Origin of the sequence: Campylobacter sp. RKI_CA19_01121 (assembly GCF_025771295.1) — a bacterium.
In the GTDB taxonomy this organism is placed as follows: Bacteria; Campylobacterota; Campylobacteria; order Campylobacterales; family Campylobacteraceae; genus Campylobacter_D.
This window is the reverse complement of the sequence record NZ_JAKMQA010000007.1, coordinates 92240-112519: the sequence shown is the minus strand read 5'-3', so window position 1 is coordinate 112519 and position 20280 is coordinate 92240. Positions and strand designations below refer to the sequence as shown.

Here is a 20280-nt window from a genome sequence, read left to right as displayed (position 1 = left end):
ACTTATCCAAGTTATAAAGGACAAGAAAAAACCATAGATTATGAAAGTCCTTATGAAATTAAAATAAGTAATCTTTTACCTAATTCAGTTATTGATGGAATTAGTGGAAGCAAAGGAGTTAATCCTGAATCTACTAGCTTTAAGGTAAATGAAAAAGGCGAAGCTGTTTTAAAATTTAAAGCTATTGAAGATTATAGTATTAAAGATATTACTATTCAGTTTAAGTATATTAAGCAAGGTAATGTTAAAGAGGAACTTAATTTAGATAAAATCAAACTTTATCAATATAATCTACAAATACAGTCAAATCGAAATTGGTTTTACAATAAACTCAATGAACAATCTGAAATAAAAATTACTGGAGGACGATTAAATTCTGAAATCACATGGAACATCCAAGGAGATGGGACAATAATCAATAAAGATAGCAAATTCAATTCTCAGGGTGAAGCTAAAGCAACTATTACTTCTAAAGATCCATTTGAAAATGAAATAACAATAAATGCTTCGACATTAGGAAAAAAAATGGATCAAAAAATTTCCTATAAATGGGAAAAATTTTTCTTGCCAAAAATTATATTTCCTTATGGTTTGTTATATCCATATGAAGTTTATTATGTGAAACATTTTCCGGTAACAATAACTCATTTAAAGCCGGGATTTATTAAAGTTATACTGCCAGATGGAGTTAAAAGCGAAAAAGATCTTAGCAGATTATATACCAATGGAGAAACAACCATAAATCTATATGTTGATGACCCACATCTTAGATATTTTAGAATAGAACTTGAATGTGAATATAGAGAAAGTACAAGCGAATTAAAAAAATTTAAATCTGATGACGTTAAAGTACTGTTCCCAGAAGTTTATTTAGATAGAAAAAATTGGAGAGTAGGATACAATCCTATGACTCTTTTTTCACAATTTTCTTTAAAATTTAAAGATGAAGACATAAAAAATTCTCCAGATTGCAGGATAACTTCGTATGAATTAAAAAAATATATGACTAGGGTATCAAGTGGAGGTATAGGATTTAGTTCCATTACCTTTGTTAATAATGACGATGCGGGAAGCTATGATGAAGGTAAAATTAACTTCTCTTGTTTTGATGGGGAACGAAATTTTGGATTTACTGTAGAAGGAATATAAAATTTGCCATTTTACAATTTTATGCAATTTCTATCTCTGTTAGCTCAACTTTCAGAGGTAGAAATTAAAACTCTTATGGAATATAAAGATTTATTATTAAAAGCATTGTCATCTTTAAATGAATCAAAAACATTTGATGTAAAAGAATGCGCGCGACTTGTTAACACTCTTGAAGAAACTTTTTTAGATAAACTACAAATAGAAGAAAGCAAAAAGAAAGAAATTTGCAAAAATATCATCAAAATACTAAAAAATCATTGGAAAATGTTTTTTTGAAAGCTAGATGGTGTCAAGGGGGAGACTTGAACTCCCGACCTCCGGCTTATGAGACCAGCGCTCTAGCCAGCTGAGCTACCCTGACATAAAAAGAAGTTAAAATTATACTTTATTTTGCTTAACATTTTATAAAACATTTATTTTATAAATTTTTCAACTTTTTTGTGATAAAAATATGAAATTATATTAGAAAGGATTTTTATGCAAATAAGCTCAAGTTATAACAATGCTTTTTATACACAAAATCCTTATCAAAACAAAGACAAAGAAGAAATCAAAGAAAACATTTCTGAAAAAGAAAATCCACAGCAAACAAAAGAAAATAAAAACAATCAAGAAAAAGAAGAAAAAACTCAAAAAGTCAACGGTAAAGACTTAAGTGCTGAAGAGGTAAAACAAGTACGAGAACTTGAAAAAATCGACAGAGAAGTAAGAGCTCATGAAGCAGCCCATCAAGCAGCTGGCGGAGCTTTAGCTGGTGTTGCGAGCTTTGGCTATACAAGGGGTCCTGATAATAAAATGTATGCAGTCGAAGGGGAAGTGCCTATAAGAATGCAAAAAGGCAATACTCCTGAAGAAACTATAGCAAATGCAATGCAAGTAATTGCTGCAGCTATGGCACCAGCTGATCCTAGTCCACAAGATTACAAAGTAGCAGCTAATGCTATGCAAATGCAAAATGACGCGCGCGCCGAACAAGCTAAGATAAAAGCAGAAGAGCTAAAAGCACAAAATAAAAAAAACGAAAATGAGAATGAGGAAAAAACAAATTCAAATTCCAAAGCTATAAATTCATACACACAAAATGCATCACAAGATTACATAGGAAGTCAGTACAACAAAAGCGCATAGTGGCAGAGAGGAAGGGATTCGAACCCTCGGTGAGTTGCCCCACACACGCGTTCCAGGCGTGCTCCTTCGACCGCTCGGACACCTCTCTAAAATTAAAGATTATAACTTATTTTTTTAAATTTATAATAAAAATTTTATAGACTTTCTGGATATTTAATCTTGAGTATAAAATTTGCAGTCAAGATATGATTAAACTTTATAATGTTAAAATAAAAATAAAATATTTATTTTATTATTTAAAAACAAAAAGAGAATAGTTATGATAAAAAAACTACTTATACTTTTTTTAAGTCTTGTTTGTACTTATCAAGCACAGGCTGTTTTAAACAAAGAAAGTCTTGGAGAAGGCTTTGGAAGTACAAGAAGCGAAGCGATTAAAAACGCTATTAATGATGCCTTGGGAAAAACAGAAGGTTTAAAACAAGTCAAATTGAAAAAATTTGAGTTTAATTTTAATGGAAATTTTAATATAGGTTATGATGAAGAACTTGACTTTGTTAGCAATGGTGTTTTTAATAGTTATGATATAAAGTCTCTAACTCAAACAAATCAAAGTGAATTTCACGCAAAAGTTTTAATCTATAAAAAACTTTATAGCGACAAAAGTCTTGAAAATAAAAGCTCTCTAATCATCATTAATAGAATCAAAACTGGACTTTCAGCCAAATTTGAACAAGAGCTTTTAAGTGTTTTACTTCAGAATAAAAAATTTAAAATCTTAGATAAAACAAATCTTGATCTTTATAATCAGGAAAAATTTTTGCTTTCTAAAAATTCAAGCGATGAAGAACTTGTAAAGCTTTATAAGACTTTAGAAGCTGATTTTTTGCTCATTTTAAACCCAAAAATACAACAAATACAAAATGAAAACAACACTCAATCTTATGATATTATCATTGATTATCGCTTAATAGAATTTGCTACAAATGAAAGCAAATCTTCTAATACTTTAGAGTTTAAAATGAGCTCTACAAGTAGTTCAAGCAAACAAAAAGCTCTTAGAGGTATTGCTACAAAAATTACTGAAGATATTTTTAAACATTCTAAAGACAATCAAGAAGAAACAAAACAAGACTTGGATACAAATCATCAAATCAATGATGAAGATGAAATTAATTTAGGTTTTTAGCCTCTAAAAACTCACACCTTTTACAAAGCTCGGCTTTTAAAATTCCTTGTTTAAAACCTTCTTTTAGTTCTATATATAAAGAGGAATTTAAAAGCTCATTAAGATCTTTTTCAAAGCAATTTCCAAGTTTTATATCCCCTTTAGTATCCAAACAACAAGGCACTAAAGTCCCATCACTTAAAATAGCAATTTGCCCATTTAAAGCATGACAAAACCCATTCTCTCTAACAACCTCATCCTTTAAAGAAGGCCATTTAAAAAGTCTAGCTTGGTGTAAGATAATATGCCTTTCTAAGCGATTTTTAGTTTTTTGCTTTTGAATTTTTATTTTAAAAATTTGCTCTAAAAAATCATAAATTTTCTCATTTTCTAAAGGTGGATTGAAATTTTTATCTAAATTCCAAAGTCTTAAGTTGATAAAAGAATTATTTTTATTTTCCAAGTGTAAAAAAATAAGTTTCAAAATAGGTTCAAAATATTCTTTTAAGCTCATTCTACTTTGAGATAAAAAAGCACCTAAGGAAATATTGATTTGTCGTACGTTTTTAGAGTCTAAAATGAGTTTTATCTTCTCATCATCAAAATAAAACCCACTTGTAGTAAGCTCTATTTGCATATTAAATTTTAAAGCTATTTTTAGATACTCCGTTAAATTTAAAATCCTTAAAGGATCTCCAAGCACGTGAAAAGTAAAAAGCTTGGCATGATTATGCACGCTTTTGCAAATTTTTTCAAAATTTTCAAGGTTCATTTGTTTTCTTTGGGCTTTTTGGCTAGGACAAAAATCACATTTTAACCCACAAATATCACTTAATTCTATATAAATTTTCTCAAAATACATAATCACTCTTTTTAAAAAGCTCAAGTGTTTTTAGAGCAAGTTTTGAAAGAGTAAGATGCTCTAAATCTTTATAAGAAAACGCTTTTGCTTTTAAATCTTTAAAATCATCATCTTTTAAAAAATACACCTTAGCATTGATTTTGTATTTGGTATAAGAATGCTTAAATTCTCCTATAAATTTTGCTTTTTTTTGATTTTTATATTCTAAAAAATTATACATATTAAAATACAATTTTTCCTCACTTTTAACAAGTAAGAATTGCTCATTTTTTTGCACTATAAGTATATTTAAAACAATGTTTTCATATTGAATTTTTTTAGGTAAGTTAAATTTTTCATATTCATTTTTTCCACTACAAAAGCTTTCTAAAGGACAAAGCTTACATTTTGCATTTTTAGGCAAGCAAACCAAAGCCCCTATATCTAGCAAAGCTTGATTATGATCAAATGCATTATCATGGTTTAAAAACTCTTTTGCTTTTTGCACTAAAATCTTAGAGTTTGGATTTTGTAAGCCATAAAATCTACTCAAAACTCTTTTAATATTTGCATCCACAAAAGACTTAGCTTGCAAAAAGCCAAAACAAGCTATAGCTCCGGCTGTATATTCTCCAATACCAGGAAGTTTTTGAAGCTCTTTAATCTCAAATGGTAATTTTGCATCAAATTCTTGCACACAAATTTTTGCGCATTTGTGCATATTTCTAGCTCTGGTATAATACCCAAGTCCTTGCCAAGCTTTTAAAACCTCATCTTCACTTGCCACAGAAAGTACTTTTAAAGAAGGAAATTTAGCTAAAAACTGAAAATAATAATTTTGCAAAACACTTTTTACCTGAGTTTGCTGAAGCATAATCTCACTAACATAAACAGCATAAGCAATATCAATATTTTTTAGTTTTTTTAAATCATCCTCGCTACCATATTTTCTATACTCTTCGTGTAAAATACGCCAAGGAAGGTTTTTCCTGCCATTTTGTTCATACCATTTTAAAATACTTTTATGAATTTTTTGCATTAAGACTTTCTTTATTTTTAAAAAAATTATACAATCTATTCTTAAAGGCTTTATGTTAAAATTAAAAAATATTTTTAAAAAGGAGCAAAAATGAAAAGTTTTTTAAAAGGCTTAGGCTTAGGACTACTTTGTTTAGTATTATTTGTACTAGGAGTGGTTTTTAACACTGAATTTTTAGGCTTAAAAAATCACAATAAACAAAATATAGAATTTTCAAGAAACATAGAAGTATCCAATGAAATCATGCCAAATATCTTTAATGCTACTTTAAATTTTAGTGCTAGCGAGGAACTTAGTAAAAAAACCATTGTTTCTAGTGAAGAAAAAAATCATATTGCTAAAACTTTCAAAGAAATCTCAGATCGTATTGCTAAAGAAAATTATTGTAAAGGTGGAAGTTATACTTTAGAACCAAGTTATAATTACTATCAAGGGGTAAAAACATTAAATGGATATAGATTACACTCTAATTTTACTTGTCAAATCCCGCAAAACAAAAATAAAGACTATGAAAATCTTATAAAAGATATAGAAAATATTAGTGCTACTAATACTTTAATTTCTTTTAACACCAAAGCTTTGCAAGCTGGTTTTGATGAGGCTATTTTAGAAGCAAATAAAGAAGATTTATATGATCTTGCATTTAAAAAAGCTTTTGAAAAGGCTCAATATTATTCTAAAACTTTGGCAAAAACTTGCGTGATAAAAAACATTCATTTTGATAGTTGCAACATCAAACACAATGCTCCAAGTTTAGCAGCTAGTGCAGATAGTGTTGTATTGCCTATTATTAAAATTGAAAAACAAAATTTAAGAGCTAATGTGCTTTTTATTTGTCAATAAATTTCATTTTGGCTTTATTTTGAGCTTTTATAATTTCTCATCATTAATTTAAAGGAGAAACAATGAAAAAAATTGTAAGTTTATTTATCGTGGGTTCTTTGGCTGCTTCATTTGCCCTAGGAGCTGATTTTTCTAAAAAAAGTAATGATGAGATTTTAAATCTTGCAAAAAGTGTAAAAGCGCAAGATCAAGCTGATTTAGTTATTGAGATGAAAAAAAGAATGAATGAAATGAAATACAAAGATGCAAAAGATTTTCATCAACAATTTAGAGCTAATTTACACGAAAACATCTCTAAACTTTCTACTCAAGAAAGAAACCAAAGAAGAGTTATCGTTCAAGAAGATATGCAAAAACTAACCGATGAAATGAGTGGCAAAGAAATAAGAGAGTTAAATTTGCACCATTACAATAACACCCATTCCCATAAAAATCATCATGGTTTAAGATCACACCATGCAAATTGTCCGATGAGATAAAATGGCAGCAAAAATTCTGCTCTTAGAAGATGATTTAAGTTTAAATGAAATTATAAACGAAGCCTTAAGTGATGAGGGCTTTAAAGTCTCTTGTGTGTATGATGCACAAGAGGCACTAGAAAAAGCCTATGAAGAAAATTTTGATCTTTGGATTTTTGATGTTAAAGTTCCAAAAGGCAATGGTTTTGAAGTTTTAAAAGAATTAAGAGAAAGTGGTAAAAATACTCCTGCTATATTTTTAACTTCTTTATCTATGCTTGATGATGTAAAACAAGGATTTTTATCAGGTTGTGATGATTATGTTAAAAAACCTTTTGACATAGATGAATTAATTATCCGTGTAAAAAATATCATTAAAAGAAATTTTAGCCACCAAAAAGAAGATCTAATTTTGCTTAACTCCTCAAAAAATATTTCTTTTGATACGCTTAATAAAACTCTTTATCAAGATAAAACAATCATCAATCTTACTAACAAAGAAAAAGAGCTCTTAGCCTTGCTTTTAAAAAAACGCCCACACTTTGTAAGTATAGAAACCATTTTTGATGAAATTTGGAGTTTGGATGAAGAGCCAGCAATTATGAGCCTTAGAGTTTATGTAAAAAATTTAAGAAAAATTCTTGGCAAAGATCTTATTATTAATCAAAGAAACATAGGCTATGCCATAAGGTTAGAAAATGAAAAGTGAAAATTTTAATAATACTATTTTTAAAATTCTAGCCCTTTATATCATCACAAGTGGTGTATTTCTAACAATTTTTTTTATCACTTTTTATCAAAAAGAAGCAAACTACATACGATTAAATCAAATAACACATTCATACACTCACTATAATTATATTTTGCAAAATATCATCGAAGCAAGACACGATAGAACATATTTAAATCAAGAAGATTTTTCCTATATATCCAAAAGACTCAACACTCAATTTGCCATTATCGCAAATAACCAAGTTATTTTTAGCAATTTAACTTTTGATGCTTTAAAAATATTAACACAACTTAAAAAAAATGATTTTATTTACAATGAAAACAAAAGATTATTTATAGATTTTTCAAGGATTAGAAATCTCAACACCTATATAGACACAAGTAATCTAAAAAAACCAAAACACCATTCTCATTTCTTAAGACATAAAAATATTCATATCATTATAGAAACTGATGATCTTGGTTTTAAAAAAGAACAATACCGCAAAGATAATTATAATAATCTAGACATCAATGATTTTTCCCATGAGCTTTGGAAATTAAAATTAAAAACTATTTTTTATACTCTTATATGTATTTTGTTGCTTGCTGTGGTTGCTTACATACTCATCTTGCTTGTCTTTAAAAATATCAAAGAACAATTTAAAGCACTGAATGATTTTATCAAAGATACCACGCACGAAATTAATACACCTTTAAGTGTGATTTTAGCTAGTATTAAAAAATTTGATGATACAAATTTAAATCCAAATAACATAAAAAAACTAAATCATATCAAACTAGCAAGTAAAAATTTAAACCACATCTATCAAAATCTCATAGCCTTGAATTTTTTCTTGCAAAAAGAAAATACAAAAGAAGATATCAATTTAAAAGAGCTTTTGGAACAAAGGTTAGAATACTTTGAAACTTTAATCACGCAAAAAAATCTCATCATTGAAAAAAATCTTTTAGAGCAAAACTTTTATGCCAATAAAGAAGAAATGCAAATTTTAATCGATAATCTTTTAAGCAATGCCATAAAATACACCAATGCTCATAAAAAAATCTATATTTACTTAAAAGAAAAAACACTTAGCATTAAAGATGAGGGTCAAGGTATGAGTACTAAAGAAATAGCTCAAATTTTTACACGCTACAAACGCTTTAATCAAGATCAAGGTGGCTTTGGCATAGGTTTAAACTTAGTCAAGCAAATAGCTGATAAAAACAATATCAACATTAAAGTTTTAAGTAAAGAAAATGAGGGAAGTGAGTTTATACTTTCTTGGTAAGGATAAAAATGGATATTTGTTTAGAAAAAATAAAAATAGAACAAACTTGGAAAGATTTTTTAAAAGATGAGTTTTTAAAACCTTATTTTTTAGAGATAAAAACTCATTATATCAATGCCTTAAGCGAAGGAAAAACTATATATCCACCAGCAAATTTAATCTTTAATGCATTTAACCTAGCTCCTTTACAGGATTTAAAAATCATACTTTTAGGACAAGATCCTTATCACAACCCTCATCAAGCTATGGGTTTAAGCTTTAGCGTACCAATAGGAGTTAGAATTCCCCCATCTTTACTTAATATCTACAAAGAATTACAAGATGATTTAAACATTCCTATAGCAAGACATGGAGATCTTAGCAAATGGGCTAAACAAGGAATTTTACTTTTAAACTCTATCTTAAGCGTAGAAGCAAACAAACCTGCTTCACATGCACATTTTGGCTGGCAAAAATTTACCGATGCAGTTATATCAAAACTTAGCGATGAAAAAGAGGGATTAGTGTTTTTGCTTTGGGGAAATTATGCTAAAAATAAAAAAGTTTTAATCAACCCTCAAAAACACTTTATCCTAGAAGCAGCACATCCATCACCTTTAGCAAGGAATGCTTTTTTAGGTTGTAAACATTTTTCAAAAAGCAATGAAATTTTATTAAAACTTGGCAAAAGTCCTATTGATTGGGATTTAAACTCATAATTTACTTTAAGCCTATATACTTTAATGAAATTTTTTATAAAGGATAAATATGAATTGCCCAGTTTGTGCAAATACAGCTTTATTAATGAGTGAAAGAAATGGAGTTGAGATTGATTATTGTCCAAAATGCCGTGGTGTTTGGCTTGATCGTGGTGAACTTGATAAAATCATAGAAAGAAGTACATCTCAAAGCACGCCACAACAACCTCATCAACAAAACTATAACCAACAAGCAAACTATCATCATAACAATGGTTATAAATACAAGAAAAAAGAAAGTTGGCTCGGAGAATTATTTGACTTTTAAGCCAAAAGGCTTAAAAGTTTTACTTAAACCCTCATTTTTACTTCTATATTATTTTTATTTATCAAAAAATACTTTTTATTAATAATATATGCTACAATAAAATAATTTTTAACAAAAGGAGAGAAAATGAGAAAAATAATTCTAGGATCTTTACTAGCATCAAGTTTTTTAATTGGGGCAAATTTGGAAAATTTTGATCCAAAAGCACAAAAAGATCATTTAGTTATCAAAATGGAAATTCTTGATAAAAACACCAACAAAAACGCAGGTGAAGTAGTAGCAGTACAAACTCCTTATGGGGTAGCGTTTTACCCAAATCTTCAAGGCTTAGAAAGTGGAATTCATGGTTTCCATGTTCATGCAAACGCTGATTGTGGAGCAACTGATAAGGGTTTAGGTATGAAAGCTGGTGGTCACTGGGATCCTGAAAAAACTGACGCACACTCAAGCCCATGGGATGATAAAGGCCACAGAGGTGATTTACCACCACTTTATGTAGAAAAAGATGGCAAAGCAACTAATCCTGTATTAGCACCAAAAATCAAAACACTTAATGAACTTAAAAATCACTCTTTAATGATACATTTTGGAGGAGATAATCATAGCGATCATCCTGCAGCACTTGGCGGTGGTGGTGCTAGAATGGCTTGTGGAGTTATTAAATAAAACACATACTAAAGGCTTTTTGCCTTTAGTATTATTTAAAAAGCTTAGTAAAATCTAAATCATTCATAAAATCATGGTTTGATCCGCCAAAACTTTGACTAGGACTATAAGTAGCAATAGCCACTGCAAGATCACTAAGCATAGAAGCTATTTCTTCTCTTTTATCTATTATATAAGCTTTCATACCCTCATAATCACTAGTTTCTAAAATTTTTAAAGGGTTGTAAATTTCAAAAGCAAAAGCCTTTGAGCCTACATTTACATTATAATTATTATCAAATAAAGCATTTCCTAAAAACGAGCAATTATCTACTATTTTTAAACTTTCACTTGCGATTAATACCTTATCTTGCACATCTTCATAGTTTTTATCTTCTAAAAGTTTTGAAATTTTTTTCAACGAAGAATCTAAAATTTGCAAAGCACCAACAAAATCATTTGCATCAGTAATATCTTCGCTAAATTTTTGTGTTTGGTGTTTTAAATTCGCACCATCTATACTTGAACCTACTTGTCCTAAATGCTTTTGTAAGATTTCTAATTCATCTCTCATAATACACCTTCCTTGTTATTGCTACAACAAGAAAAGCATTTTTTATTCCAAATTTTGATCTATCCAAACTCTAAAATCTTTAGCAAAAAGCAAAAAAACCTCATCATAATTTTGGATTAAATTTTGGGGATTAGTATCATTTAATTCTTTTTCATAGTAAAAATGCTTGCTTGCTATAAGTTTTTTAGTGTTTATTTGCACCAAATTTAAATTAATACCTAATTTTATTTTAGAATACACCTCATCACTAAAATCTTGCTCTAAAATATCTACTTTACTTTCTAAAACATAATCAGCACTAGCTAGACTATCTTGGTTTAAAACTGCTTTAAATACTCCTAAATCTTGCAAATGAAATTCCAAAAAAGTTTTAATCATCAAAGCAGGATTTTCTTTCCAAAAATGATAAGCATAAGCATCAACAACATGATTTTTTTTATAAAAAATTTCATTAGTATAAGATAAGCCCTTAGGTAAAGAAACCATGATGGTAGAATTTTTTACTTTATTTTGACTTTGCTCTAGCTTTTCTAAATTAATACTAAAATATTTATTTGCAGGCAAAGTTTGACTTGGACTAATCAAAGAACAAGCACTAAAAAAAATAGCTATTAAACTAATATATAAAAATTTCATTTTATTCTCCTGGAGCATATTGAATGGCTTTATCTTTATAAATCACATCTGAAGGATTTTGCTTTAAATTTTTTAATAATTGTGTAAAATCTAAAAACAAAACTCTTAAAATATCTAGATTTTCATTTAAAAGCATTCTACTTTTATTAAGCTCATTAAGTTGGCCATTAGCATTATTTAAAAAATTTGAAAAATCATCTGAACTTTTACCAAGTTTAGAGCTTGTTTTATTTAAATTTTCCAAAAATACTGGTGTTTTAGTATTTAAATACGCAGAAAACTCAGATGTATTTTGTAAAATACGCTCTATGTTTTTTAAATTTTTATCACTTAAAAGACTTTCTAATTTTACTTTTGAACTGGTAATTAATTCTAATAAATTTGAAGTTTGTTTATCTATGCTTGCAAAAAAACTTTCTTTTGATTTTATAATAGGATATACATCACCATCTGTTTTTAAAACACTAGCTTCCTCACTACCTCCTGCAAGCTGAATAAACTTAAATCCTGTTATACCTTGAATTTGTAAGCTTGCATAAGTGTCTGTTTTAACCGCTAAATCAGAATCAAGCTTGACTAAGATTTTCACTCTTAGTTGATTACTTGAACTATCTATGCTGATATTTTCAACACTTCCAACATCCACTCCTAAAAATTTAACCGGAGCTTTAACGCTAAGCCCTGCAACCGATTCTTCCATATAGATCTCATAATATTTAAAAGATTTTTCATCTTTTAAATTCCCATACCACACTATAAAAAACAAGCTAATAAAAAATAATACACTAACAAAAATTCCAATCAAAATATAATTTGCTTTATTTTCCATTATTGCATAAACCTCTCATAAAGTCTTGGATTTTGCTCTTGTAAAGTCTCAACATTTCCCAAAAAACCAACTTTTTTATTCTCTATAATCAAAAAGCGATTTAATACATTTTTCATACTTTCTTTATCATGAGTAATTAAAACCACACATAATTTAAAGCTTTGTTTTAAACTCAAAAGCAACTCATCAAATTCTCTTGAACTATAAGGATCAAGCCCTGAAGTTGGCTCATCTAAAAAAAGCAATTTAGAATCAAGTGCCAAAGCTCTAGCTATGGCCACTCTTTTTTTCATACCCCCACTTAATTCACTTGGATAAAGCTTAGCCACACTCTCATCAAGCCCCACCATTTTAAGCTTCATCATGGCTATTTCTTTGATATCGTTTTTGCTAAGTTTTGTGTATTCAACTAAAGGTATGCTAATGTTTTCAAGTATATTAAAAAAGCTAAATAATGCTCCATATTGAAAAACAACACCCCATTGTTTTTGCAAAAACAAAGCATCTTCATCGCTTATATTTTTTAATCTCTTGCCTAAAATTTCATACTCTCCCTTATCAAAATGCTCAAGCATTAACATTTGTCTTAAAAGTACAGATTTGCCACTACCACTACCACCTAAAATGCCAAAAATTTCATTATCTTGTACTTCAAAACTAATATCCTCATGTACACATTTACTTCCAAAATAAGTGCTGATATCTTTAGCCTTTATAATCAAAATCCAGCCTTTGTTAAAAATACAGAAAAAATCGCATCAAAAGCTATCACCCAAAAAATAGCATTTACAACACTTTTTGTCGTATAAACACCTATACTTTCGGTGGTTTTTTGCACAAAAAATCCTCTAAAACAAGCAATAGAAGCAATCAAAAATCCAAAAATAGGTGCCTTTATAAGTCCTATGATGATATGTTTAAGCTCCACTGCTTCTTTAAAGCGACTCATAAACTCACTCGCACTAATTTCTAAACTAAACCAAGCAACTACAATTCCACCTATAATACTTAAAATATCAGCTACTATTACCACTAAAGGCATGGCAAGTGCTAAGGCTAAAACTCTAGGTAAAATGATAAACTCACTTTCTTTAAAACCCATAGTTTTCATCGCATCAATTTCATCAGTAAGTTTCATCACTCCAATTTGAGCTGTATAAGAACTTGCACTCCTACCAGCTATAACAATAGCACTAATTAATGGCGCAAGTTCTCTAGTAGCAGAAATTCCCATTAAATCAACAATGTAAATATTAGCTCCAAATTGTGCAAGTTGATACGCAGCTTGATAAGCAAGCACCACACCCACAAGTAATGAGGTTAGCATAATAATAGGCAAAGCATTAATAGCACTATTTTCTACATGATATAAAAATGCCCTAAAACGAAGTTTTTTAGGGTTTAAAAGTGTTTTAAAACAAGTATAAATAATAAGCCCTATGAAATTTAAAAACTGCACCAAGAGGGCAAAAGATTCAATAACCTTTTTTCCTAAATTTTCAAAAAAATCTTTGATTGTTTTTTTATTTTCATGAGTATTATGAAAACTTTTATAGTGTTTTTGACAAAGTTCAAAAAGCTTAGCATGTTCGCTTTTAAGATTTATCCTACTAAACTCAAAACCTTTTTGCTTAAGTTCATTTTCTAAAGCTAGAAAATACCTAATCCCCGCAGTATCTATAAAATCTAAATTTGCAAAATCAAAAATAATATTTTTTTGAGTAGGAAAATCTAACTTTTCTAATTTTCCTACGCTAGTTTTATCCCATATACCAAAAACACTAAAAACACATTCTTGGTTTTTAATATCTTTGATGATTTTATTTTTCATTACATAAACTTAAAACATATGAGCTTAATTTTTCCTCACTAAATCCAAAATGCTCAAATACATCTTTATCTTTACCGCTCTCACCAAAACTTTCTATGCCATAAAGCTCATCACAAATTCTATAAAGTTCATTTGAATTTGCAGCTTCCACGCCTATAACCTTACCTTGTAAAATTCTTTCTTTATAAGATTTTTCTTGAGCGATGAATAACTCATAACAAGGCATAGAAACTACATTGACAATCACACCTTTTTCTTTTAAAATCTTAGCTACTTTTAAACACAATGATACTTCACTACCACTTGCTAAAAGTGTAAATTGCGCATTTGCGTTTTCTTCTAATAAATAAGCCCCATTTTCCACATCTCCAAAAACAGGCTCGCTTAAAGCGCTTAGTTTTTGACGCGATAAAACAAAAACACTTGGCATATTAGTTTTAAGTGCAATCTGCCATGCTTTTACATTTTCAACCCCATCAGCTACTCTAAATGTCAATGAATTTGGCATAGCTCTAAAAGTGCTAAGTTGCTCTATAGGTTGGTGTGTTGGGCCATCTTCGCCAACCCCTATACTATCATGAGTAAAAATGAAAAAGTGTTTAACCCTCATCAAAGCTGCTATTCTTGCAGCAGGTTTTAAATACTCGCTAAATATAAAAAAGGTAGCACAATAAGGCAAAAACAAACCATATCTAGCAAAAGCATTTGATATAGCAGCCATTGCATGCTCTCTTATACCATAGTGGATATTTTTTCCATTTGGAAAATCCCCCATATCTTTAAGCTCGGTTTTATTTGATGGACCTAAATCTGCACTACCACCTAAAAATCCCGGTAAAGCTTTAGCGATAGTATTTAAAATCATACCATTACTATCTCTAGTAGCTAGATCTTTTCCTTTAAAATCAGGAAATTGTATTTTTGAAAAATCAGGTTCTAAAAGCTCTTTTAATAAAGCTTGTTTTTCTGCATTTAAATTTTGCACTTTTTGATTCCACTTAGCTTGTGCTAAATCTCCAAGCTCTATTGTGGCATTAAAGCGAATTTTAACTTCTTCTGGGATTTCAAAAGTTTTTTGTGGATCAAAACCTAAAGCCTCTTTTGCTTTTTTAATAAGCTCTTCACCCAAAGGCGCTCCATGAGAATGATGACTTCCTTCAAGCTCCAAAGCTCCTTTAGCTATGGTAGTATGAGCGATAATTAAACAAGGCTTTTTACTTTCTTTAGCTGTTTTTAATGCTAAATCAATTTGCTCAAAATCATGCCCATCTATCTCAAGTACTTCAAAATTTTGCGCTCTAAAACGCTCTTTTACATTTTCATTAAAGGCAATAGCCACATCACCTTCGATTGAAATATTATTACTATCATAAATGATGATTAAATTATCAAGTTTGTGAAGTCCTGCTAAAGAACAAGCTTCATAAGAAATTCCTTCTTGTAAATCCCCATCACCACACAAACAATATACTTTGTGATTGATAATATCCTCACCCAAGAGCAAACTTGCCTTTTTAGCTGCCATAGCAAAACCAACCGCATTTGCAATGCCTTGTCCTAAAGGCCCTGTAGCAATTTCAACACCTGGGGTAAAAATTTCAGGATGGCCTGGGGTTTTAGAGTGTAATTGACGGAAGTTTTTTAAATCTTCTAAACTTACATCATAACCACTCAAATGTAAAAAGCTATAAAGTAAAGCACTAGCATGACCGCCTGAAAAAACTAATCTATCGCGGTTTAGCCATGTAGGATCTTTTGGATTATGCACTAAATGAGTACTTAAAACACTCATAATATCTGCTAAACCCATAGGTGCACCTGGATGGCCCGAATTTGCCTTTTGTATCATATCCGCACATAAAAATCTTATAGTATTGGCTTGTTTTTGTAACATTGTTTAACCTTTTAAATATTTATCAATCAAAATTTGAAGCTCATTAGCAAGCTTAGAGTCTAAATTTTTCATTTTTTCTTCACATAATGCAATTTTATCATCTTTTGCCTTTTTGGCACCTTCTAAACCCAAAAGTTTTACAAAAGAATTTTTATGCAAATCATTATGAGTTGGCTTTCCTGCTTCTTGGGCATCTAAAGTCGCATCGATAATGTCATCTTTAATTTGAAAAACCAATCCTATCAAAAGCCCTATTTCATAAATTTGCTCACATTCTTTTTCATCTAACTCACAAATTTCACAGCCCATTTTTAAAGCTGCTGCAATCAATCTTGCAGTTTTATGGATATGCAAAAACTCAACTTGTTCTAAATTTAAAGGTATATCTTCAAAATAACAATCAATAGCCTGACCAATGATCATACCACCAAGCCCTGCATTAAAAGCTAAAGTTTCTATGAGTTTTAATCTAACATTTTCTTTTAAATCAAGTCTTGAAAGTAGTAAAAAAGCTTGAGTATTTAAAGCATCACCCACTAAAATAGCTGTAGTTTCATCGTATTTTTTATGTAAAGTTTGCTTTCCTCTGCGCAAAGAAGCATTATCCATAGCAGGCAAATCATCATGTATTAAAGAGTAAGTATGGATAAATTCTAAAGCCAAAGCCGCATTTAAAGCCTTTTCAAACAAAGCAGGATTTTTAGCATTCACTATCCCTAAAAGCAGTTGGGCTCTAAAATGCTTCCCACCAGCTTCTAACATCCATTTTAAAGCTTCATTGAAAAATGGATGAAAGCTTTGAGTTTTAGGAAAATTTTGCTCTAAATGTTGTTTGAATTTTTCTAAAATCACTTATTTAGCCTTATAAAAAAGTCAAAGTATCCTTTATTAAAATGCTCAAAATCATTATTTTTCGCTGAAGGGATATTACTTGCTTGTCTTGAGATCAAAATATCAAAAGTATTAGCTTGAGTTAATATGGCTTGAAGCTCATTGAAATTATTGATTTTTTGATTATTAATTCTTAAAATTTTATCCCCTTTTAAAAATCCAGCCATTTGCGCTTTAGAATTTGGAGTTACCTCTGTAACATTCATTTTCATATCTACGCGCAATCCTAGATTGCTATAAAAAGAAGTTGGCTTAGCTTGAACTACTTTTTTAGGTTTAGCAAATATACCCAAATCTTTATCAAAAACTGTCGTAGAAATATTAATATCTTTATTATCCCTTAGCATATTAAAATACAAAGTTGCACCACGATCAGCAAATAAAATTTTCTCATTTAATTTTCTTATATCATCATAAACTTGTCCATCTACACTCACAAGCTCATCATTAAGTAAAAATTGTCCATTTTTACGTACATTTTTAACATAAATTTTGCCATCACGCATATCAAAATCCACACCTATATCACCCCAATAAACATCAGGATATTTTGCAAAGTGTTTTAAATAGCGATTACCTATAAGCTTACCATCTTCTAAGCTTATACCAAGCATTTTACAACATGGTGAGTTAAGCTCTCCGATTTTAGAAGTAAAATCAAGTTGATCACGCTCTGTTAAACTTTGTCCAAAATACTTCAAATGTCCTATATAGCTTTGATTATTATCTAAAATTCCCACCCAGCTATTGCGTGTTAATTCTTCTTCATTTCCCATAGGCGCTGGGATTAAACTAAAATCAGTTTTTACTAAATATAAATTTAAATAAGGATCATATTTAGTATAGCTGTTTAATTTTGCATTTTTAGTTTTAACTACTGCTAGGGTGTTTTCATTTAAAGCAAAAGCAGGTAAGCCTTCATAAATTAACATACTAGCTTTATTTTTTTCATAACAACCCAAAAAATCATTAAAAGTCGGTCTTGGCACAGCAAAAAGCACACAAGTTATACCCAAAATACAAAGTAAAATTCTCATAGCATTCCCATTCCGCTAAATAAATTACTAGCCATTGATTTTTTATTTTGTTCTACCATTTTCATCACATCATTCATCGCTGCGATTAATAAAATTTGCATAGATTCTTTATCTTCAAGCAAAGAATCATCAATATTTATATCGATGATTTCACCTTTTCCATTAGCGCTAACTTTTACTAAACCACCGCCACTTTTTGCGCTAAATTCTTTTTTTAAAGCTTCTTGCTCTAATTCATTTGCTTTTTCTTGAGCCTTAGTTAAAAGCTCACCCATTTTAGAAAAATCCATATTTTCAAACATTTATTTTCCTTCTTTTAATATCTCTAATACCACTTCTTTATCATTAAAAGGATATTTTACTCCTTTAATCTCTTGATAAGTCTCATCACCCTTACCCAAAATCACTACAAAATCATTTTTCGTTTTAAGCTCTAATGCTTTTTTTATCGCTTCTTTTCTATCGCATTCTATAAAAACACTCTCATCTTTTTCTATCCCACTTAAAATATCATTAATGATATCCATAGGCTCTTCTGAGCGTGGATTATCACTTGTGATGATGAGTTTTTTAGCATAATGTTTGGCGATTTTAGCCATTAATGGACGCTTAGTTTTATCCCTATCTCCCCCTGCTCCAAAAACCACAATCAAATCGCGATATTTTAAAGCATCTAAAACTTTTTCTATACCATCGGGCGTATGAGCAAAATCCACAATCACATCTTTTGCAACTACTTGCATTCTACCCTCAATGCCGCCAAAATTACTAATGGCCTTTTCAAGTTCTTTTAAATTTGGCTTAACAAGTTCATTCACACAAGCACTTGCAGCCAAAAGATTATAAAGATTAAAAAGCCCCACTAAAGAAGAATCAATCATAAAAGTTTCTTTGCCAAAATTTACCACAGCTTCAATGCCATTTTTTAAAGCATAAGCTTTGATATGATAATAACTTGGATTTTCTACTCCATAAGTAAAAGCACCTTTGACATTAAAATTTATAGCTTTTGCATCTTTATTGATAAATTTCATACACTCATCAGTAAAAAAACTTTCTTTTGCCGCTTGATAGTTTTGAAAGCTTCCATGAAAATCTAAATGATCTTGAGTGATATTCGTAAAAATTTTAGCCTTAAACTCAAGCCCTTCAATGCGGTTTTGTACCAAAGCATGTGAGCTTACTTCCATAATTAAAAATTCACATTTTTCCTTACTTGCTAAAGATAAAAGCTCTAAAGTTTGCAAAATAGGAGCAGTGGTTAAGCCTTTTGGAGAGATATTTTTATCATTTATAAAACTACCCCTAGTTCCCATCAAGGCACATTTATAACCTAAATCAAGCAAGATAGAGTAAATAGCCCCTGCAGTAGTTGTCTTGCCATTTGTGCCTGTAATGCCTATGATTTTTATATTTTCATCTATATTTAAAAGTTTCTTGCACTCAGCTATATTTATAACTTTTGCTTGTTTTTCTAAAGCTTGGTGAAGAAATTTTTCATTTTGAGCAGTTTTTAAGAAAAAACAATCTTTTTCGCATTCATTAGAATTATCACAAATGAAAGTATTTTCAATCTTTACTATCATAATTTAATTCCTTGATTTTCTCACTAAGCTTGATAAATCTATAATTAGAATAAAAATGCACCGAAACATCTTCCATATAGGCTACAAGCATATCTTTATAACCATGCTCTAAAAGTTTTTCTAAAAAATCCACAAAATCTTCTTTATCATTAATGATAAGTTTATTTGATATTATAACATTTTCCAAAGCTTGTTTAAACCCAACTTTTGCTTCACTAAGTAAAAAATCTTGATAACTCAACCCCTCAAAGTCTTCACTTTCTTCTTCATACTGCACACTTTGACTAAGACTAATGAGTTTTTCAATATCTTTATCTACTTTAGTATTTTTATAATTTTGCATAAAAAACTCAAAAAACACAAAGGCTTCTTCAGGGCTTTTTAAAGCTAAATCACAAATGTTGATAAAAGTTAAGAGTCTTTTATTTTTACGCTTTTCATAAGCAAGAGAAAAATACATCTTAGCGTTTTTAAAATCTTTTTTATAAAAGCATTCTATGGCTATTTTTTTATAATTTTGCAAATTCGCTTTCCCCGCCTGCTAAATTTACTATAGTTATATCTGGGTGTATGTCGATTTTAAGCTGTTTTTCTAAGCCATATTTCAAAGTCGTTCCACTTGAAGGACAACCATGACAAGCTCCGGTTAATTTCACATAAACCACACCATTTTTAACCCCTAAAAAATCAAGCCCACCACCATCATTTTCTAAAATATGCATAGTTTTAGCCAAACTTGCTTTTACAGGCTCGATTAATTCCTCATCACTAAAAGGCATA

General features: G+C 29.7%; 25 protein-coding genes and 2 tRNA genes. 11 read left to right on the top strand and 16 right to left on the bottom strand.

Translation table 11 applies throughout. The features are described 5' to 3' along the window. Positions 1–1149, top strand: a 1149-nt coding sequence (locus L8T90_RS05240) for a hypothetical protein (RefSeq protein WP_263736912.1), incomplete at its 5' end; no start/stop codon positions are given. A gap of 3 nt (positions 1150–1152) precedes the next feature. Further along, positions 1153–1425 (top strand): hypothetical protein, encoded by a 273-nt coding sequence (locus L8T90_RS05235; RefSeq protein ID WP_263736911.1) that lies wholly within the window; start codon positions 1153–1155, stop codon positions 1423–1425. Between the two features lie 8 nt (positions 1426–1433). Here the strand turns inward: L8T90_RS05235 and L8T90_RS05230 are convergent. Then, positions 1434–1510, bottom strand: a tRNA-Met gene (locus L8T90_RS05230). A 116-nt stretch (positions 1511–1626) separates the two neighbouring features. On the opposite strand from L8T90_RS05230, the gene L8T90_RS05225 reads away from it, so the two are divergent. Next, positions 1627–2277: a putative metalloprotease CJM1_0395 family protein gene (locus L8T90_RS05225; protein ID WP_263736910.1), complete on the top strand. Its 651-nt coding sequence runs from the start codon at positions 1627–1629 to the stop codon at positions 2275–2277. Here the strand turns inward: L8T90_RS05225 and L8T90_RS05220 are convergent. After that, positions 2278–2365 (bottom strand) — tRNA-Ser (locus L8T90_RS05220). Between the two features lie 171 nt (positions 2366–2536). On the opposite strand from L8T90_RS05220, the gene L8T90_RS05215 reads away from it, so the two are divergent. Then, complete coding sequence (locus L8T90_RS05215) at positions 2537–3406, top strand: hypothetical protein (protein ID WP_263736909.1); 870 nt, start codon at positions 2537–2539, stop codon at positions 3404–3406. Here L8T90_RS05215 and L8T90_RS05210 read toward each other — a convergent pair. After that, positions 3390–4247 carry a radical SAM/SPASM domain-containing protein gene (locus L8T90_RS05210; protein WP_263736908.1) on the bottom strand — a complete coding sequence of 286 codons (858 nt, stop codon included), beginning with the start codon at positions 4245–4247 and terminating at the stop codon, positions 3390–3392. The two genes, L8T90_RS05215 and L8T90_RS05210, sit on opposite strands and share 17 nt — an antisense overlap. After that, the gene (gene mutY / locus L8T90_RS05205; protein ID WP_263736914.1) at positions 4237–5280 is read right to left on the bottom strand and encodes an A/G-specific adenine glycosylase; all 1044 of its coding nucleotides are present in this window, start codon (positions 5278–5280) and stop codon (positions 4237–4239) included. Before mutY ends, L8T90_RS05210 begins: the two co-directional genes overlap by 11 nt. A 75-nt stretch (positions 5281–5355) precedes the next feature. On the opposite strand from mutY, the gene L8T90_RS05200 reads away from it, so the two are divergent. The 7 genes from L8T90_RS05200 (at position 5356) to L8T90_RS05170 (ending at position 10243) form a co-directional block, all read left to right on the top strand. Beyond that, on the top strand, positions 5356–6108 hold the full coding sequence (locus L8T90_RS05200) for an SIMPL domain-containing protein (RefSeq protein WP_263736907.1): 753 nt from the start codon (positions 5356–5358) through the stop codon (positions 6106–6108). Positions 6109–6170: 62 nt separating this feature from the next. Then, complete coding sequence (locus tag L8T90_RS05195; protein WP_263736906.1) at positions 6171–6587, top strand: DUF1104 domain-containing protein; 417 nt, start codon at positions 6171–6173, stop codon at positions 6585–6587. Between the two features lies 1 nt (position 6588). After that, positions 6589–7275: a response regulator transcription factor gene (locus L8T90_RS05190; protein ID WP_263736905.1), complete on the top strand. Its 687-nt coding sequence runs from the start codon at positions 6589–6591 to the stop codon at positions 7273–7275. Then, the gene (locus tag L8T90_RS05185; RefSeq protein ID WP_263736904.1) at positions 7265–8572 is read left to right on the top strand and encodes a sensor histidine kinase; all 1308 of its coding nucleotides are present in this window, start codon (positions 7265–7267) and stop codon (positions 8570–8572) included. Before L8T90_RS05190 ends, L8T90_RS05185 begins: the two co-directional genes overlap by 11 nt. An 8-nt stretch (positions 8573–8580) precedes the next feature. Next, a complete protein-coding gene (ung, locus tag L8T90_RS05180) occupies positions 8581–9270 on the top strand; it encodes a uracil-DNA glycosylase (protein ID WP_263736903.1) in 690 nt (229 codons plus the stop codon). Positions 9271–9319: 49 nt separating this feature from the next. Further along, a complete protein-coding gene (locus L8T90_RS05175; protein ID WP_263708728.1) occupies positions 9320–9577 on the top strand; it encodes a zf-TFIIB domain-containing protein in 258 nt (85 codons plus the stop codon). A gap of 126 nt (positions 9578–9703) precedes the next feature. After that, positions 9704–10243: a superoxide dismutase family protein gene (locus tag L8T90_RS05170; RefSeq protein ID WP_263736902.1), complete on the top strand. Its 540-nt coding sequence runs from the start codon at positions 9704–9706 to the stop codon at positions 10241–10243. Positions 10244–10274: 31 nt separating this feature from the next. On the opposite strand, the gene L8T90_RS05165 is transcribed toward L8T90_RS05170, so the two are convergent. The 12 genes from L8T90_RS05165 to L8T90_RS05110 are packed head-to-tail and all read right to left on the bottom strand — an operon-like array spanning position 10275 to position 20279. Further along, complete coding sequence (locus L8T90_RS05165; RefSeq protein ID WP_263736901.1) at positions 10275–10796, bottom strand: flagellar FLiS export co-chaperone; 522 nt, start codon at positions 10794–10796, stop codon at positions 10275–10277. A 42-nt stretch (positions 10797–10838) separates the two neighbouring features. Continuing rightward, positions 10839–11432: a hypothetical protein gene (locus L8T90_RS05160; protein WP_263736900.1), complete on the bottom strand. Its 594-nt coding sequence runs from the start codon at positions 11430–11432 to the stop codon at positions 10839–10841. Position 11433: 1 nt separating this feature from the next. Further along, positions 11434–12261, bottom strand: coding sequence for an MlaD family protein (locus L8T90_RS05155; protein ID WP_263736899.1), 828 nt, complete (start codon positions 12259–12261; stop codon positions 11434–11436). After that, complete coding sequence (locus L8T90_RS05150; RefSeq protein ID WP_263736898.1) at positions 12261–12983, bottom strand: ABC transporter ATP-binding protein; 723 nt, start codon at positions 12981–12983, stop codon at positions 12261–12263. Before L8T90_RS05150 ends, L8T90_RS05155 begins: the two co-directional genes overlap by 1 nt. Next, a complete protein-coding gene (locus tag L8T90_RS05145; RefSeq protein WP_412175002.1) occupies positions 12980–14080 on the bottom strand; it encodes an MlaE family lipid ABC transporter permease subunit in 1101 nt (366 codons plus the stop codon). Before L8T90_RS05145 ends, L8T90_RS05150 begins: the two co-directional genes overlap by 4 nt. Before the next feature lies 1 nt (position 14081). After that, complete coding sequence (gene tkt, locus L8T90_RS05140) at positions 14082–15986, bottom strand: transketolase (RefSeq protein ID WP_263736896.1); 1905 nt, start codon at positions 15984–15986, stop codon at positions 14082–14084. 3 nt (positions 15987–15989) lie between these two features. Then, positions 15990–16835 (bottom strand): polyprenyl synthetase family protein, encoded by an 846-nt coding sequence (locus L8T90_RS05135; RefSeq protein ID WP_263736913.1) that lies wholly within the window; start codon positions 16833–16835, stop codon positions 15990–15992. Continuing rightward, entirely contained in the window at positions 16835–17914 is a 1080-nt protein-coding gene (locus L8T90_RS05130; protein WP_263736895.1) for a PDZ domain-containing protein, read from the bottom strand. The genes L8T90_RS05135 and L8T90_RS05130 overlap by 1 nt, the downstream gene beginning before the upstream one ends. After that, entirely contained in the window at positions 17911–18216 is a 306-nt protein-coding gene (locus L8T90_RS05125) for a YbaB/EbfC family nucleoid-associated protein (protein WP_039617208.1), read from the bottom strand. Before L8T90_RS05125 ends, L8T90_RS05130 begins: the two co-directional genes overlap by 4 nt. Continuing rightward, the gene (locus tag L8T90_RS05120; protein WP_263736894.1) at positions 18217–19500 is read right to left on the bottom strand and encodes a UDP-N-acetylmuramoyl-L-alanyl-D-glutamate--2,6-diaminopimelate ligase; all 1284 of its coding nucleotides are present in this window, start codon (positions 19498–19500) and stop codon (positions 18217–18219) included. It lies immediately after the preceding gene. Continuing rightward, positions 19484–20023: a histidine kinase gene (locus L8T90_RS05115; protein WP_263663742.1), complete on the bottom strand. Its 540-nt coding sequence runs from the start codon at positions 20021–20023 to the stop codon at positions 19484–19486. The genes L8T90_RS05120 and L8T90_RS05115 overlap by 17 nt, the downstream gene beginning before the upstream one ends. Beyond that, on the bottom strand, positions 20010–20279 hold the full coding sequence (locus L8T90_RS05110; protein ID WP_041570315.1) for a NifU family protein: 270 nt from the start codon (positions 20277–20279) through the stop codon (positions 20010–20012). Before L8T90_RS05110 ends, L8T90_RS05115 begins: the two co-directional genes overlap by 14 nt. Position 20280 lies beyond the last annotated feature (1 nt).